The organism is Hasllibacter sp. MH4015, assembly GCF_020177575.1.
In the GTDB taxonomy this organism is placed as follows: domain Bacteria; phylum Pseudomonadota; class Alphaproteobacteria; order Rhodobacterales; family Rhodobacteraceae; genus Gymnodinialimonas.
On record NZ_JAHTBK010000001.1, the window covers coordinates 2,908,398 to 2,925,000 of the forward strand.

13 protein-coding genes, 1 tRNA gene and 2 rRNA genes (1 of these 16 running past the window's edge) are annotated in these 16,603 nt (G+C 62.8%); 4 read left to right on the forward strand and 12 right to left on the reverse strand.

The genetic code is table 11. The features are described 5' to 3' along the window. Position 1: 1 nt before the first annotated feature. From KUW62_RS14820 to KUW62_RS14845, 6 genes are all read right to left on the reverse strand, one after another. Positions 2–994, reverse strand: a complete 993-nt coding sequence (locus KUW62_RS14820) for a Gfo/Idh/MocA family protein (RefSeq protein WP_224816239.1) — start codon at positions 992–994, stop codon at positions 2–4. An 84-nt stretch (positions 995–1,078) separates the two neighbouring features. Continuing rightward, a complete protein-coding gene (locus tag KUW62_RS14825; protein WP_224816240.1) occupies positions 1,079–2,152 on the reverse strand; it encodes an ABC transporter ATP-binding protein in 1,074 nt (357 codons plus the stop codon). A 43-nt stretch (positions 2,153–2,195) separates the two neighbouring features. Continuing rightward, complete coding sequence (locus tag KUW62_RS14830; RefSeq protein WP_224816241.1) at positions 2,196–3,632, reverse strand: carbohydrate ABC transporter permease; 1,437 nt, start codon at positions 3,630–3,632, stop codon at positions 2,196–2,198. After that, the gene (locus KUW62_RS14835; protein ID WP_224816242.1) at positions 3,629–4,690 is read right to left on the reverse strand and encodes a carbohydrate ABC transporter permease; all 1,062 of its coding nucleotides are present in this window, start codon (positions 4,688–4,690) and stop codon (positions 3,629–3,631) included. The genes KUW62_RS14830 and KUW62_RS14835 overlap by 4 nt, the downstream gene beginning before the upstream one ends. Before the next feature lie 24 nt (positions 4,691–4,714). Further along, on the reverse strand, positions 4,715–5,983 hold the full coding sequence (locus KUW62_RS14840) for an ABC transporter substrate-binding protein (RefSeq protein ID WP_224816243.1): 1,269 nt from the start codon (positions 5,981–5,983) through the stop codon (positions 4,715–4,717). Positions 5,984–6,337: 354 nt separating this feature from the next. After that, positions 6,338–6,787 carry a MarR family winged helix-turn-helix transcriptional regulator gene (locus KUW62_RS14845; RefSeq protein ID WP_224816244.1) on the reverse strand — a complete coding sequence of 150 codons (450 nt, stop codon included), beginning with the start codon at positions 6,785–6,787 and terminating at the stop codon, positions 6,338–6,340. Positions 6,788–6,901: 114 nt separating this feature from the next. On the opposite strand from KUW62_RS14845, the gene KUW62_RS14850 reads away from it, so the two are divergent. Genes KUW62_RS14850 through KUW62_RS14860 form a run of 3 tightly spaced genes read left to right on the forward strand, consistent with a single transcriptional unit; the run spans position 6,902 to position 9,835 of the window. Further along, the gene (locus KUW62_RS14850) at positions 6,902–7,945 is read left to right on the forward strand and encodes a pyridoxal-phosphate dependent enzyme (protein ID WP_224816245.1); all 1,044 of its coding nucleotides are present in this window, start codon (positions 6,902–6,904) and stop codon (positions 7,943–7,945) included. Then, the gene (locus KUW62_RS14855; protein WP_224816246.1) at positions 7,938–9,092 is read left to right on the forward strand and encodes a Xaa-Pro peptidase family protein; all 1,155 of its coding nucleotides are present in this window, start codon (positions 7,938–7,940) and stop codon (positions 9,090–9,092) included. Before KUW62_RS14850 ends, KUW62_RS14855 begins: the two co-directional genes overlap by 8 nt. Then, positions 9,089–9,835, forward strand: a complete 747-nt coding sequence (locus tag KUW62_RS14860; protein WP_224816247.1) for an aspartate/glutamate racemase family protein — start codon at positions 9,089–9,091, stop codon at positions 9,833–9,835. The genes KUW62_RS14855 and KUW62_RS14860 overlap by 4 nt, the downstream gene beginning before the upstream one ends. Positions 9,836–9,901: 66 nt before the next feature. Here KUW62_RS14860 and KUW62_RS14865 read toward each other — a convergent pair whose 3' ends face one another. From KUW62_RS14865 to KUW62_RS14875, 3 genes are all read right to left on the reverse strand, one after another. Then, a complete protein-coding gene (locus KUW62_RS14865) occupies positions 9,902–11,173 on the reverse strand; it encodes an ABC transporter permease (RefSeq protein WP_224816248.1) in 1,272 nt (423 codons plus the stop codon). Positions 11,174–11,176: 3 nt separating this feature from the next. Next, the gene (locus KUW62_RS14870) at positions 11,177–11,977 is read right to left on the reverse strand and encodes a taurine ABC transporter ATP-binding protein (RefSeq protein ID WP_224816249.1); all 801 of its coding nucleotides are present in this window, start codon (positions 11,975–11,977) and stop codon (positions 11,177–11,179) included. A 109-nt stretch (positions 11,978–12,086) separates the two neighbouring features. Then, the gene (locus tag KUW62_RS14875) at positions 12,087–13,088 is read right to left on the reverse strand and encodes an ABC transporter substrate-binding protein (protein WP_224816250.1); all 1,002 of its coding nucleotides are present in this window, start codon (positions 13,086–13,088) and stop codon (positions 12,087–12,089) included. Positions 13,089–13,313: 225 nt separating this feature from the next. Here KUW62_RS14875 and KUW62_RS14880 point away from each other — a divergent pair, with 225 nt between their 5' ends. Continuing rightward, positions 13,314–14,096: an IclR family transcriptional regulator gene (locus tag KUW62_RS14880; RefSeq protein WP_224816251.1), complete on the forward strand. Its 783-nt coding sequence runs from the start codon at positions 13,314–13,316 to the stop codon at positions 14,094–14,096. Between the two features lie 147 nt (positions 14,097–14,243). Here KUW62_RS14880 and KUW62_RS14885 read toward each other — a convergent pair. The 3 genes from KUW62_RS14885 to KUW62_RS14895 form a co-directional block, all read right to left on the reverse strand. Continuing rightward, positions 14,244–14,320, reverse strand: a tRNA-Met gene (locus tag KUW62_RS14885). Positions 14,321–14,568: 248 nt separating this feature from the next. Next, positions 14,569–14,683: ribosomal RNA gene (gene rrf / locus KUW62_RS14890) — 5S ribosomal RNA — on the reverse strand. Between the two features lie 120 nt (positions 14,684–14,803). Beyond that, positions 14,804–16,603: ribosomal RNA gene (locus KUW62_RS14895) — 23S ribosomal RNA — on the reverse strand (it continues 1,030 nt past the right edge of the window).

A 16,603-nucleotide genomic window follows, 5' to 3' on the forward strand; every position in this document is an offset into this window, starting at 1 on the left:
CTCAGATCCCGCCATAATCGATGGTCACGCGCTGCCCGGTCTCAGCCGCTTCGCTGACGGCTGCGGCGACGGCCAGGGATTTCACCCCGTCCACACCATCGGCGGCGGGGCGGCCTTCGCTTGCGCAGGCTTTGGCGAAGAGGCTTACGGCACGGTCATAGAGGCCGTGGGTGGAATAGCTGAGCGCTTCCTCCCCCGCGTTGCTGCGGAGCATCACGGTGCCGGTGGGCGCCTGGGTCATCACACCGCGCGCGACGATGGAGCCCTTGGTGCCGTGGACCTCAATCCCCGTTCCGGCATGGGCATGGGTGAAGCTCTCATGGGTCTGGACCATGGCGCCCGAGGGCATGGACCAGATGGACATCGCGCTGTCCTCCACCCCCTGCCCCATCCCGCTGGCCGATTTCATCGCGACGACATCGACGGGGTCCTCGCCGAGATGAAAGCGGACGGTATCGGCATCGTGGACCGTGATGTCTGGGATCACGCCGCCGCCCGCGCCCGGATTGTCGATGCGCCAGCCTTGCAGGTGCGGTGGCAGATGGACGGCATGGAAGACGCGGACCGACAGGATATCGCCCAGACGTCCCGCGGTGATCGCATCGCGGATGGCAAGGTGGCTGCCTGCGTTGCGCAGGTGGTGGTTGGTGGCAAAGGTCACGCCTTTGGACGCGGCGGCCTGCACCATTGATACGGCGTCGGCCACGTTCATCGCCAGCGGCTTTTCGCACAGCACATGCTTGCCCGCCGCGATGGCGGCCATCGCCTGCGGCAGGTGCTTTTCGTTGGTGGTGGAGATGTAGACGGCGTCGACACCCTCCATGGCCGTGTCCAGTTCGGTGACACCGGCGTCGATGCCGTGGTCTGCGGCGTAGCTTGCGGCGCGGTCAGGGTTGGACGACAGGACAGTCGCGATATGCCCTCCCGAGGCGCGGATCGCCCCGATCATGTGCTCGGACGCGATGGTGCTGGCCCCGATCAATCCCCAACGCATGTGCAGTCTCCGCCGAATTGGAACGTTCCTATTGGTGTCCGTTTTGGAACGTTCCATAAGCGGAGTCAAGCGGGAGATCGCGGGTCAGTCCGCGGCGCAGCTTAGCCCGCTGTCGAGGTCGAAAAGATGTGCGGCGGTCGCGTCGATGGCGACCTGCTGCACCGTGTCGGGCTGAATATCGACTTGGCCCGTAAGTTGCATGGCGAAGTCCTCGGCCCCGTCGACGGCACCGTAAACGAAGGTCTCCGTCCCGAGCTGTTCCACCGCGCGGACCTTGAGCGGCACACCTGCGCCGTCCGCTGGGCTGGTATGGCTGGGGCGGACGCCCAGCTCCACCGCCTGGTTGGGGCGGGTGTTGAAGCGATTGGCATCCAGTTGCACCTCGGCGCCGCCGTCGGAGAAAAATTTGCCCGCCTTCCCCATCGTACCCCTGATGAAGTTCATCTTGGGCGATCCGATGAACCCGGCGACGAAGCGGTTTGCGGGCGCGTTGAACAATTCCAGCGGCGGTCCGAATTGTTCCAGCATACCCGCGCGCAACACCGCGATCTTGTCGGCCATGGTCATGGCCTCGACCTGATCGTGGGTCACGTAGACCATGGTGTTGCCAAGTCGTTTGTGGAGGGCGGAAATCTCGCCGCGTGTGGCGACCCGCAATTCGGCGTCGAGGTTCGAGAGCGGCTCATCGAACAGGAACACGCGCGGTTCGCGAACCACGGCGCGGCCGATCGCAACGCGCTGGCGCTGACCGCCCGAGAGTTGGCCGGGGCGACGATCGAGGTAGTCGTCGATCTGCAACATCCGCGCAGCTTCGTTCACGCGGCTGTCGATCTCCGCCCGGGGCATCCCGATATTCTCCAACCCGAAGCTGAGGTTGTTGCGCACCGACATATGGGGGTAGAGCGCGTAGCTTTGGAATACCATCGCCAGCCCGCGCTCCGACGCAGTGACGTCGTTCAGAACCTCGTCATCAATCGCGATTTCGCCGGACGAGATCTTCTCAAGCCCCGCGATCATGCGCAGAAGCGTGGATTTCCCACAGCCGGACGGGCCGACAAACACGCAAAATTCGCCCGATTGCACGGTGATGTCGATGCCGTGGATCACCTCCACCGGGCCGTAGGCTTTCTTGACGTTGCGGAGCTCTAACAGGGCCATGGAAGTTTTCCTTATGCGCTATCGCTTCGCTACTTGAGCGCGCTCATTTCATGCCGGTGTTGGCGATACCGGTGGTGATGTACTTTTGCAGGAAGACGAAGACGAGCGTCGTGGGGATCAGCGACACGACCGTCATCGCAAGGCGGTAATGTTCCTGGCTGATATGCTCACCCCGGAATTCGAGGAGGCAGAGTTGGATCGTGTAAGCCTCGGTGTTCGTGGCGATGGCGACCATGGGGATGATCAGGTCGTTCCAGCGCCAGATCACGCTGAGGATGCCAAGTGCCGCGATCGCGGGAAGGGCGAGGGGCAGGACGATGCGCCAGTAGACCTTCCATTCAGACGCGGAGTCCATGCGCGCGGCCTCCAGCAACTCGTCGGGGATGGTCAGCATGTACTGGCGCAGCAGGAAGACGCCCGCCGGTGTGGCCGCGCCGGGAATGATGACGCCCCAGATGGAGCCGGAAAGGCCCGTGGCGTTGATTGCCTTGAACACCCCCACCAGCGTGATCGTGGCAGGCACCATGAGGGTGGCGAGGATCATCACGAGGAAGAAGGTCTGCCCCCGGAACGTGTATTTCGAAAGCGCGAAGGCGGCCATGGAATTGATGAGCAGCGTCATCAGCGTGGCGATGACGGTTACAAGGACCGAATTGGTGATACAGGTCGCGAAATCGACGTTCACGCCATAGGCGGTGCCGGTCAGCGGCTCGATATAATTGCCCCAATCGGGCGCGATGTTGCGTTCGGTCACAACCGACTCACGCGGAAGGCGCACGACCCCTTCGATGGAGCCATCGACGGCCCGGCCCGGCAAAAACTCGGAGGTCGCGTTGGGGTTGGGGACGGCCCATTGCAGGACGTCGCCCGTATCCGGATGCGGGGCGGTCACAAGGGCCTGCGTGACGATGCGGTTCGGCTGGTATGGCTCCACGCCCAGATATTCGAGGATCAGGCGTTCCTGTTCGGGCGTCAGGGTGGCCACGACGGCGTCCAGATCGAATGCCTCCCGCGCGGACGGGGTCAGCGCGCCGTAGCGGTTGAGCCAGACCGGCAGCCCCTCCGCCGCGATGACGGCCCGGGCAGCGTTGGACACCTGCCCTAGGTGGGACCGGAGCGCGTAGAGCGTGTTGCCCTCGTAATCCGCAAGGAACGCCCCCACATCGCGATCGGCCTGTTCCTGCGCGGAGAGATCGGACCAGTTCAGCACCCAATCCGGCAGGTCGGCGATCACGAATATCTCTCGCCCGTCCGGCCCGTTAACGGTGGCGCGCGCCACACGCTCGAAATCGCCGGGCAGCAGCGACAGATCCTGGCTTTCGATCTGAAACTGGGTTTTGACGGAGTTCAGGCCGAGCCATAAGACCGGCACGAGGATGATCAGGAATCCGAGCAGCAGATAAGCGTAGGAGAGCCAGTCCGTTACGGTCAGCCGCCCCCGTCCCTGCGTCCGGGTGAAGAAATCCCAGACCCCGCTCATCGCGCGTTCCGTCCGCTCAGGAAAATCTGTACGATAGAAAGCAGCGCCAACACGCCCGCGATGATCAGTGACGCGGTGGCCGCGATGCCAAGGCCGTTGGGTGTGGGATTGCCGCGCAGACCGGCGGTCTCGAATATGTAGGCGACGATGGAAATCCAGCCGACCTGCATCGCGTAAAGCTCCTCGAATGCCTGGAACGCCTTGATCAGCGACAGGATCGTGACCACCAGAAGCGTTGGCATCAGCAGGGGCAGAGTGATCTTGGTGAGCACCCGCCAGGGCGACGCGCCGTCCATCTCCGCCGCCTCGTAGAGGTCGCCGGGGATCGCCTGCAGGCCCGCGAGAAGGATCAGCATGTAGAAGCCCAGATGCGCCCAGGTGTAGACGAAGATGGACCAGAACATCGTCCAGTTCGGATCGACGAGCCATTGGATCGGCTCATCTATCCAGCCCCATTGCATGAGTGTGACCGACATCAGGCCCTGCCGCTTCAGGATCAGGGTCCAGAGGAAGCCGACGACCACGGGCGACAGCATGACGGGGTAGAAGAAGATCGACCGCCAGAGGCCGCGGGCCACGATATCACGGTTCAGGACCAAAGCGGTGATCAGAGAAAACAGCACCATGATCGGGACCTGGAAGATCACGAAAATCGACGTGTCCATCACGGCGCGGTAGAATTGATCGTCTTCAAGGTTCGGCGCGCCGGTGTCGATCTGCGTTTCCGCCAGAAGGCGTTGCCAGTTCTCCGTTCCCGCGAAGGGACGGTCGGAAAAGTTGATGCTTTGGCCCTCGGTGACGCTGAAGCCCACATTGATGAAGAGCGGCGCGAAGGTGAAGATGCCGAAGACAAGGAGGTTGGGCAGAAGGAAGAGGTAGGGCAAAGGCCCGTGGCCCCGCATCTTCTGCGCCAGCTCCAGCGGCCAGCCGAGCACGGCCATGGCGCGGGAGCCGAAGGTGCCGGTGGGGCGGGCAACGACCGCCCCAACGATGAGATATACCAGGAACCCTAGCGGCCAGGCCGAGCCTGCGAAGGCGTTTTCAACCGCCGTCCACATGCGCCCGGCCCCGCCGCCCGGTCCTTATTCCGCGATCTGTGCGGCAACATCCGCGTCGATGGCCGCCAGCGCGTCATCGAGGCTCATTTCACCCGTGATAACCTGCGTGATGTAGTCCGGCACAACGCCGTAGATCACGAAGTTCTGGGGATAGCCCTGGAACGTGAAGGCCTGGGGTGTGGATTCTGCCGCATTGCCGATGGAGGCCGCGAAGGTCGAAAGGGCTTGCGCCACGGCGGGCGAGGCGTCGCCGTAATCCACGCCGGAAGCCTGAAGCCCCGCATGGGCCGTGATCGACCGGGTCTCTGCCGCGTAACGGGCCGCGTTTTCCTCTTCCGCAAGGAATGCGATCCACGCTGCAGCTGCTTCCGGCACGTCGGTGGACTCGAACGCTACGATGCCTGCACCGCCCGGCATGGCGCCGCAGCCGCCCGGGCCGCAGGGTGCGGGAACCGCACGCCATTCGAAATCGGTGATGTTTTCGGCGTAGTTGCCGATCATCCACGACCCCGACATGTGCATGGCAACCGACCCCGACAGGAACAGCGGTGCCGCGTTGCGATAGGCAGTGCCGGTGCCAGCGGGCCAGCCATCGGCGGGCATCAGGCCGCTTTCGTGCCAGCCCACGAAGGTTTCCGCATAGGTGCGGAAGCCCTCATCGACGAGGATCGGCTCTCCATTATCATCGAAGAATGCCGCGCCGTAGGAAAACGCGGGACCCGCCCAGCGGTGGGCGGTGCGGTCCATGGCGAAGGCCGCATCGAGGCCGAGCGTCTCCTGAACTTCCGCCAGGGCCGTCGCCCAATCGTCCCACATGGCACCTTCGCCGGGGATCTCCACGCCTGCATCATCGAACATGGTGACATTGATGTAGGGGCCGGTCACGGTCAGCTCCGTCGGCCAGCCGTAGATGCCCATATCCTCGCCACCGGGCGCGCGATACCAACCCAGAACCGCGCCATAGGCTTCTTCCATGTAATCGGCGTCCACGTAGGGCGTCAGATCAAGGTAATACTGGTTCAGGCCGCCAAGGTTCGTGACGCGCGCCACATCGGGCGCGGCATCCGTCTGTAATTGGTTTTCCAACTGATCGCGCACGATCTCGTAACCCACGACTTCCATGGCGATCGTGTGGCCGGACGCGGCCGCGAAATCTTCGGCCAAGGCGCCCAGAACATCGCATTCATTGCCGTTCTGGTAGCACAGGAAACTCACTTCATCCGCCGATGCCGCACCGGCGGCCATCAAGGCGGTCGCGGCACAGGTCAGCCGCAAGGTTTGCAGTTTGGTCATTTGATCCTCCCATGGATTTTTCTGAAACGATAAAAACAACGCGGGACTTCGTCCACCGGTTATCGCGCGGGGTTCAGGGGACGCGGGGGCAGCCTGTCGGCATGGTCTTGGCGGGAGCCGCACCGCGCGGACGGAGTACGACGCGGCGGCCCTATAGCAATCGGACACGGCGCGCCTGCGCATACGTGCCGATACCCTGCCGAGAGGCACCTCGGCCTACATCAATTGAGAATGGGTCGCGCGGGGTGGGACATGCTGGGTTGCCGGTGTGGGTGCGGAAGCCCGCCCGCTTCCACGCGCATCAATCGACGCTGCCACAGCGATTGATCGTTGCCTGGGGATCGGCAAACCGAATCACCGGGGCCCGGTCCTGAGGTTCGCAAGGTGCAGGAGGTTGTCGCGCAGCCTGTCCAGATCGTCGGGGGCAAGGCCATCGACCAGCTCCGCCTCGAACCGCTCGGCAGCGGCGCTCAGATCCTCGAACACCGCCTGACCTTTGGCCGTGAGGTCCAGTTGCTCCACCCGCCGATCCTCCGCCAGCGCGCCGCGGGTCAGCAGGCGCTTGTTCTCCAAAGCCGCCACGGCGCGGCTAACCTTGGTCTTGTGGATGGCGGCCTTTTCGCAAATCTCCTTGGCCGACAGCGTGCCGTAACAGCCCAGGTGGAACAGCACCCGCCATTCCGTGCGCAACATGCCGTAACGGGTCCGGTAATACTCTTGGAAGCCCTGAGACGCGGCCTCCGCCGCCTGGTTGAGGAGGTAGGGCAGGAAATGGGGCAGGTGAAACGGCGCAGGTCGGGTCATGGAAACAACCGCTAACAGTGATTGGTTACAAATGCTACTCGGCGTTCCCCTTGCAGCCGTGTCACGGGTGACGTTTGGTTTGCGGCGACACAAGACGATGGCGGAGCCTGCGGTATGAAACCTGTTCAGAACCCTTTTCGCGGGACCGGCCTGATGCTGGATGCGCCGCGAACACGGGACGATGCGCGCGCCGTGTCGGCCCTATTGGCGCAGTGTCCCAAACACGCTGTCACGCCGCTGGTCGATGCCGATGATGTGGCGCGGGCGGCCAATGTTGCCCACGTGCATATCAAGGACGAACGGGGGCGAATGGGCCTGGGCAGTTTTAAGGCGCTCGGCGCGGCCCACGCCATCGCGAGGGAGGCGGCGAAGACCGGTAAGGACCCGATGGATCAGGCGCTGAGCGGGCGTACTTTCGTGGCCGCGAGTGCCGGCAATCACGGTCTTTCCGTGGCAGCGGGGGCCGCGATCTTCGGTGCGCGCGCGATCATCTACCTCGCCGACACGGTGCCGGAGTCCTTCGCCCTCAAATTGCGCGCCAAGGGGGCGGAGGTCGTGCGTGCCGGTGCGCAATACGAGGCCAGCATGAACGCCGCCGCCCAGGCCGCGCGCGACAAAGGATGGACGCTGCTGTCCGACAGCACGTGGGAGGGGTACGTGGACCCGGCCATGGACGTGATGGAAGGCTATCTGCAAATGGCCGCGGAAGCGGTGGAGCAGATGCCGGAGCCACCCACGGACATCTTCCTGCAAGCCGGTGTGGGGGGATTGGCCGCCGCGTTTGCCGCCCATGCGCGCCGGGCCTGGGGGGACGCCCCGCGGATCATCGTAGTGGAGCCGGAATTCGCCCCGGCGCTGATCGCCTCCATCCAAGCGGGCCGGTTGGTGACGGCGGACGGGCCGGTGTCGGACATGGGGCGGCTGGATTGCAAGACGCCGTCGGTGGTGGCGTTGGCGTCGCTGTCGCGGGATGCCGACACGTTCGTGACGATTTCGGAGGAGCAGGCCGCGGATGGCACCGCGCAACTGGCTGGGATGGGTTTTCCGAGCACGCCATCCGGCGCGGCAGGTGCGGCGGCGTTACTCGGCCGCGCCGTCGATCTGCCGCAGGACGCACGGGTGCTTGTGGTCCTCAGCGAAGGGCCGGAGGATGGCTGACCGATCCCTGATCTTCCCGGCAGAGGAATACCGGCGGCGGGTGGATGCCCTGCAGCGCCGCATGGCGCGGGCAGGCCATGCGGCGCTGCTACTGACGAGTGCTGCGGATATTTTCTACACCACCGGCTTCCTGACCCGGTTCTGGGAAAGCCCCGCGCGCCCCTGGTTCGTTGTCGTTCCGGCGCAGGGCGCTCCGATCGCGGTGATCCCGGGGATCGGGGCCGATCTGATGGGTCGGACCTGGATCAACGATATCCGAACGTGGGATGCCCCAGATCCGCTCGATGACGGGGTCAGCCTGTTGATCGGCACACTGCGCGAGGTGGCGGGCGCGGGCGCTGTCGGCACCCCGATGGGGCTGGAGACACATGCCCGTGCGCCTTTTGCCACGATGATGGCTCTGCTAGAGGCGTTCGAGCTTTGCGATGCGACCGCTATCGTCCACCGCGTGCGCGAAGTGAAGTCGGAGGCGGAGATCACCAAGATCCGCGCCGCCTGTGCCGTGGCAGACGCAGCCTTTGCGGATGTGCCGGAAATCGTGCGGGGCGAGAGGCGGCTGGACCAGGTGTTTCGCCGGTTCCAGATGGCGTTGCTGGACCATGGGGCCGATTGGGTCAGCTACGTTGCGGGCGGCGCGGGACAGGGCGGGTACGGGGACGTGATTTCCCCGGCGGCGGACATGCCTTTGCGGGCGGGCGATATCCTTATGTTGGACACCGGGGCCGTGAAGGACGGGTATTTCGGTGACTTCGACCGAAACTTCGCCATTAGCGCGCCATCCGATGCGGCGCTGCGGGTTCATCTTGCGCTGCACCACGCGACGGATGCGGCCTTGGCGCAACTTCGCCCCGGCATGCTGGCGCGGGATGCGCATCGGATTATGGCGCGTGCGTTGGAGGATCTGGGGGAACGTCCCTGCGGCGGGCGCCTTGGCCACGGGCTTGGCGTGACGCTGACGGAATGGCCGTCCTTCACGCCAAGGGACGTGACAGAATTGCGCGACGGGATGGTCCTGACGCTGGAGCCGTCGGCCCATGTCTACGGCGATTGTATCCTTGTCCACGAGGAAAACATCGTGCTGCGCGCGGACGGGCCGGAGCTTCTGTCGACCCGCGCGCCGCGCGACTTGCCGGTGATCGAGATATGACCCGCGCGCCCTATCGCCTGACCGATCCACTTGGCCGCACCGCCACACTCGGCCTGATCGTCCTGCAAAGCGACGAGACGATCGAGCATGATTTTCGCCGCCTGATCCCGGACCCAGATGTCGCGCTTTACGTCAGCCGGGTGCCGTCGGGCGATACGCTGACGCCCCAGATGATCGCGGCCATGGCCGACAACCTGCCGAGCGCCGCGACGCTGCTGCCGCGGGCCGCGCGCTTCGATGCCGTGGCTTATGCCTGCACCTCCGGGACGACGCTGATCGGGGCGGACAAGGTCGCGGCGCTGGTGCAGAGCGCGTGTACAACGCGGCGCGTGTGCAACCCGCTGTCGGCGGCCCACGCCGCGGTGGCCCATGTCGGTGCCTCTCGGCTTGGGATTCTGTCGCCCTATACCAGCGGGATCGCCGACGCGCTTGCCGATGCGTTTCGGGATGCGGGGATCGGTGTCGTCCGCACGCTCAGCTTCGGGGAGGCGGAGGAGGCGAACGTGGCCCGCATAGACCCGGCTTCTATCGCCGAAGGCGCACGGATGATCGCGCGGCAAGGAGATGTCGATGCCATTTTTCTGTCCTGCACGAACCTGCGCACGCTCGACATAATCGAAGGGCTGGAGGCGGAATTGGACATGCCCGTCTTCGGCAGCAACCTGTCATTGGCCTGGCACATGGCCCGGATGGCGGGCGTGGACAGCATCGTTAAGGGCCCTTACCGCCTGCTGCGGCGCTAGGCCCGAACGAACACGCGCCGACCCCCGGGCCGGCGCGTTTCCATGGTCGCTCCGACGTTCGGCCGTTCAGCTTTTGCCCTTCCACGGCACCAGCCAGTTTTCCGCCATCCGCATCAAGATATCGATGCCGAAGCCGATGATCCCGATCAGGATGATGCCGAGGATCACGATATCGGTCAGCTGGAAGCGAGACGCCGCGATAATCATCATGCCCGCACCCTGAGTTGCGGCCACGAGTTCCGCGGCGACCACCGTGCCCCAACAGACCCCCATCGCCACCCGTGCGCCGGTGAAGATCTCGGGCAGCGAGTTCGGCACGATCACGTGCCACAGGATTTGCCCTTTCGAGGCCCCCAGCGAATAAGCCGCGTGGATTTTGGATATGTTCACACCAGCCACTCCCGCTCGCGCCGCAATCGTCATGATCCAGAGCGCCGCAAGGAACAGGAGCACGATCTTGCCCGTCTCGAAGATGCCGAACCAGATGATGACAAGCGGGATCAGGGCCAATGGCGGCACCGGTCGCATGAATTCCACGATGGGATCGAACCACCCCCGGAACCAACCGCTCAGGCCCATGGCGTATCCCAGCGGGATGCCCACCAGCGCCCCGAAGAAGAAGCCGCCAAGCACGCGGAAAAGCGATGCCCAGAGATGTTCCAGCAGGGTCGAGTTCTGGTAGCCATCGGTCCAGATTTCCTTGAGGCGGAACCAGATCGCCTCGGGCGCGGGCAGCCAGATCGGCTGCATCTGCATGCCTGCATTCGGTGTGTAGTTGAGCGACCCGCGCGCGGTCAGCGTGACGGTTCCGCTGCCCACGTCGATCGTTCCGTTGGTCGCGATAGGCTCACCGTTGATCGCGACGATACCGTAGCCATCATCGCCCTCCGCGCCGGGATCGTTGCGGGGCGCACGGATCAGCGCAGAGCCCCACGCGCCGGCAGAGGCCGCGTCGTTCAGGGCAAGCCCGTCGCCTTCATCGATTTCGGGCGGATCGCCTTCCTCCTCATCGCGGCCATAGACCCGGATGAATACGGTCGCCTCCGCGCTTTCGCCGTCGGAGGTTTCGGCGGTGTAGGTGAACTGTGTGTCCCCGGAATAGGGGCCCGGCACGTGGAACGGCACCAGAACCGAATTGGTGAAAGCGCCCCAGATGACAAACAGGCACACAACCGACAGGACCGATGCGATCCGGTCCGGTGTCACCGCGCTTTCGTCGCCGAAGGTCACAGTCTTGAGGGAGGTGAAATCGCGGCGCGCATCCATCTGGGAGCGCACCAGTTTCACGACGAAATAGCAGCCCACGAAGAGTGCTACGTAGAACGCAAGTACGATCATATCTCAGCCCTCCTTCCGGCCCATAATCTCTTCTTCCATCTCCCAGATGAGGGAGAGGATTTCTTCGCGCCGCGGGTTGAAGTCGGGGTGCAGCTTCACTTCGCGCAGATCCTTGCCGACGCCTTCCTCTGCAAAGGGCAGCGCATATTCGGAATGGATGCGCCCCGGGCGCGGGGCCATCACGACCAGCCGCTGGCCCAGAAGCAGTGCCTCTTCGACCGAGTGGGTGATGAGGATGATCGTCTTGCCCGTCTCTTTCCACAGCTTCAGGACCAGGCCTTGCATCTTTTCGCGCGTCAGGGCGTCAAGCGCGCCAAGCGGTTCGTCCATCAAGATCACGTCGGGATCGTTGGCAAGGCAGCGGGCCAGCGCCACGCGCTGTTGCATGCCGCCGGAAAGTTCGTAGATCGCTTTTTCCTTGAAGTCCTGGAGACCCACGGCGTTGAGCAGGTGGTCGGTCGTCTCGCGGCGCTCTTTCTCGGGCATCCCCTTCATGCGGGGGCCGAAATCAACGTTTTTGCGCACGCTCATCCATTCGAACAGCGCGCCTTTCTGGAACACCATGCCACGCTCGGGCGCGGGGCCGGTGACTTCGTGGCCGTTGATTTCAATCGTGCCTGCCGTCGGGGCGAGGAAACCGGCGACGATGTTGAGAAGGGTCGTCTTGCCACAGCCCGAGGGGCCGAGGACCGACATCAGCTCCCCCTGTTTCAGGTTCAGGCTGACATTCTCAAGCGCCTGCACCGCGCCGCCATCGGGCAACTCGAAGCGCATGGATATGCTGTTGATCAGAAGGTCCGACATCTGCGGAATATGCTCCGACGCAGGGGGGCCGATCTGGAGGCCCGGCGGGTATGAGAAGGCCCGCCGCGATGCAATGGTCGCGGCGGGCCGGTATCACAAGGCGGTCGCCTTACTGGGCCGCGGCCTGCAACGGCGCGGTGTTCACGAGCGAGCCGTAATCGTCGAGCGTGCCGTCGATCGAGCCTGCATCCGCGAAGACCGTTGCCACACCGGTCATGAACTCACCGACATTGCCACCAAGCCAGGCTTCGCTGAGTTGCTCTTCCACGGTCGGGAAGACGAACGTGTCGATGGTTTCCGCCGTGGCTTCGAGGTCCATACCGGCATCCTGTGCGATCACTTCCAGCATTTCGTCGCGCATGTCACCCGCCGCCCACATGGCGTTGGCTTCCGCGGTCACGGCCAGGAATTGTTCGACCAGCTCGGGATTTTCGGCCACGAAGGACGCGGGCGCCGAGGTTACATCGAACACCAGGATGCCCAGTTCGGTCTTCTCCGCGCCGGTCAGCAGAACGTTGCCGTTCTCCAGCATCCGGCGGAGCGCGCCACCCCAGCCACAGACCATGTCCAGCTCACCTTGGGCGAAGGCGGCCGCGCCATCGGGCGGCGCCATGTCGACCACGTTCATGGTCGAGACGTCCACGCCGAAGTGATTCATCTGCGCGAGGAAGCCGTAATGCGCGGCCGTTCCCAACGGCACGCCAACGGTCAGACCCTCAAGATCACCGGTGTTGGACGCGTCGATTTCCAGCGCTTCAGCGACGACGCAATTGTCGTTGTCGGCGTAGGACACGGCCACGTCGAGAAGCTCCAGATCCTGACCGGCGGAGGTCGCGACGATGAACGGCGGCAGGCCTTGGCTGACGGACAGGTGCACGTCGCCCGAGGCCATGGCGGCGGACATCGCAACGCCGGTGTCGAAGGCCACCCAGTTGATCGAGACGCCCATGGCCTCTTCATACATGCCTTCCACCTTGGCGAACTGGAACGGCATCGGCCATTCGAGGAAATACGCGACGGTGATCTCTTCCAGATGGCCATCGGCAAGGGCGGCCTGCCCGGAAGCGAGGATCGCGGTGCCGGCGAGCAGCGAAGCGATTGTCTTTTTCATGTGTCTCTCCTGTTGAGAAGTCAGTCTTGTTTTTTCGAGGTTCGCTCACATCGCGGGGCGGCAGCCATTGCTATTTTCCACCGTCGCCGTAAACTCCTACATTGCAGAACTATTGTTCCGTAAAATAAGGCTATCCAAAGTGCCCCTTGGGTCAACCCCTTTTCTCACCCGCACGATGCGCCCTGGCGCAGCTGCGCGCCTTGATCGCATGGGTGGGCGTCGGACGTGACCCGGCCCAAGGAAAGCTCCATCGTTACAAAATGCGCGATGGTGATCGACGTGCTGAGCCATGCGCGGCAACCCTTGGCGTTTTCCGACATTGTGGCGCAAACCGGGTTCGTCAAAAGCTCCTGCCACCGGATCCTTGCGGTGCTGCAGGCGGAGAACATGGTCGGCTACGACCGGTCCAGCCGCACCTACTTCACCGGGCCACGCTTGCGGCGATGGGCGCGATCCAGTTGGCATCGCACCGATATTCAGGACGTCGCCCTGCCCGTGATGGAGGCGCTGAGCGCCGCATCGGGGCTCAACTCCGCGATTTCCATCCACGATGATGAGTTCATTCTGTATCTGCGCACCTCCGATCACCTGTCGCTGCGGCTTGCGGCGCGTGCGGGCGACCGGGCGCCGCTCCATTGCACGGCGGCTGGTAAGATCTTCCTCGCCCATATGTCCGACCGGCGGCGGGCCGACCTGTTGGAGACCCTGAATCTCCAGAAGTTCACCGAGTATACCAAAACCAGCGCCGCCGCGCTTGAGGCCGAGATGCCCGCGGTCCGGGACCGCGGTTACGCGATGGCGATTCGGGAGGAGTATCTGCACGTGATCGGCATGTCCGCCCCGATCCGGGATGCGCAGGGCGACGTCACCGCCGCTCTTTCGGCCTGGACAATCACCGATCACGCCACCCCGGCCAAGGTGGAAGCGTCGGCCGAACACCTGCTGGAAGCCGCCGCCGATATTTCCGCTTTGGGGGGATGGGACCCGGCGAGCCAATCCCCGACATGAGCGACCGCGTCGCATCGCGCGGCATGCGACGGCCCCATGTCAGCCGCCACCGACCTGCGTCTGTGGATGGCCGGATGGGGGCCGGTCGGTGATGTGATCGACTCGAAGGCCAAAACGACAAAAGCCGCCCCGAAGGGCGGCCTTTGTTGGTTGCGGGGGTAGGATTTGAACCTACGACCTTCAGGTTATGAGCCTGACGAGCTACCGGGCTGCTCCACCCCGCGCCAATGGGGGTGAGGTATCCCTCCTCGGTCCGAGTCGCAAGGGGGGCAGTCACAGAAATGTTGTGATTCAGACGCTTGGCGGCGCGTCAGGGAAGCGCGATCGCATTGGCATCAAACTGCGCCGCCGTTTGCGCTGCGCCAGGCACATAGAACGAACGCTATGCAGCGGCCACGCGGTGACGCGACGGGCGATTTGCGGATATGGGGAAGGTCTATCGTCAGAGAGTTACACGTTTGTTTCTTACTAGGTTTGGCGGTGACCTACTCTCCCACGCCTTAAGACGCAGTACCATCGGCGCAACGGCACTTAACGGCCGGGTTCGGAATGGAGCCGGGTGTTTTGCTCGTGCTATGACCACCAAACCAAGAAAGAAACAAACGATCAGCCAGCGTTTTTGAGGCGCTTACTATCCAGATTTTAACACTGTTATGGTGTTGGTGATGCTTGTGGTCCGGTTCGGGCAAATCTGCCTTTCACTGGATCAAATCAAGCCTATCGAACAATTAGTACCGGTCAACTGAACGCATTGCTGCGCTTACATCTCCGGCCTATCGACGAGGTGGTCTACCTCGGTTCTCAGGGATACCTTGTTTTGAGGGGGGCTTCCCGCTTAGATGCCTTCAGCGGTTATCCTTTCCGATCATAGCTACCCAGCACTGCCATTGGCATGACAACTGGTCCACCAGTGGATCGTTCACCCCGGTCCTCTCGTACTAGGGGCAACTCCTCTCAAGTATCCTACACCCACGGCAGATAGGGACCGAACTGTCTCACGACGTTCTAAACCCAGCTCACGTACCTCTTTAAACGGCGAACAGCCGTACCCTTGGGACCTGCTCCAGCCCCAGGATGAGATGAGCCGACATCGAGGTGCCAAACGGTGCCGTCGATATGGACTCTTGGGCACCATCAGCCTGTTATCCCCGGCGTACCTTTTATCCGTTGAGCGATGGCCCTTCCACTCGGGACCACCGGATCACTATGGCCGTCTTTCGACTCTGCTCGACTTGTCAGTCTCGCAGTCAGGCTGGCTTCTGCCATTGCACTCAACGAGCGATTTCCGACCGCTCTGAGCCAACCTTCGCGCGCCTCCGTTACTCTTTAGGAGGCGACCGCCCCAGTCAAACTACCCGCCACAGAGGGTCCCGGATCCGGATAACGGACCGCGGTTAGATAACAAGAATGCGAAGGGTGGTATCTCAAGGGTGGCTCCCCAGAAACTGGCGTTCCTGGTTCAAAGCCTACCACCTATCCTGCACATCCCAGTCCTGTTACCAGTCTGAAGCTGTAGTAAAGGTGCACGGGGTCTTTCCGTCTAACCGCGGGAAGCCTGCATCTTGACAGGCAATTCAATTTCGCTGAGTCGATGTTGGAGACAGCGGGGAAGTCGTTACGCCATTCGTGCAGGTCGGAACTTACCCGACAAGGAATTTCGCTACCTTAGGACCGTTATAGTTACGGCCGCCGTTTACCTGGGCTTCAATTCAAGGCTTGCACCTCTCCTTTTAACCTTCAGGCACCGGGCAGGCGTCAGACCCTATACGTCGTCTTGCGACTTCGCAGAGCCCTGTGTTTTTAGTAAACAGTCGCCACCCCCTGGTTTGTGCCCCCAGTCAATACTTGCGTAGAAACTGGGCCTCCTTCTCGCGAACTTACGGAGGTATTTTGCCGAGTTCCTTCAACATCGTTCTCTCAAGCGCCTTGGTATTCTCTACCAGTCCACCTGTGTCGGTTTAGGGTACGATCTTATGCCAGAGCTATTTCCAGGATCCGATTAACGGCCCCTCCAATCCGATAAGGAGGAACAATCTTCTCGAACCGTCACTACTGGCTGGCCCAGGAATATTAACCTGGTTCCCATCGACTACGCCTTTCGGCCTCGCCTTAGGGGTCGGCTTACCCTGCTCAGATTAGCTTTAAGCAGGAACCCTTGGACTTTCGGCGACAGGGTCTCTCACCCTGTTTGTCGCTACTCATGTCATCATTCTCGCTAGTGATCTCTCCACCGGATCCCTCACAGGCCGGCTTCACAGAAAACTCCTTGTCTCCGGAACGGGCGAACCCGCTAAAGAGACATGGAATTATGTCACACTACGCTCCGCTACCATGCACTATGTGCATCCTCAGCTTCGGCTCATGGCTTGAGCCCCGATACATCTTCGCCGCAGGACAACTTATTTAGACCAGTGAGCTGTTACGCTATCTTTAAAGGATGGCTGCTTCTAAGCCAACCTCCTGGTTGTTTTGGTCGTCCCACCTGCTTTCCCACTTAGCCATGAATT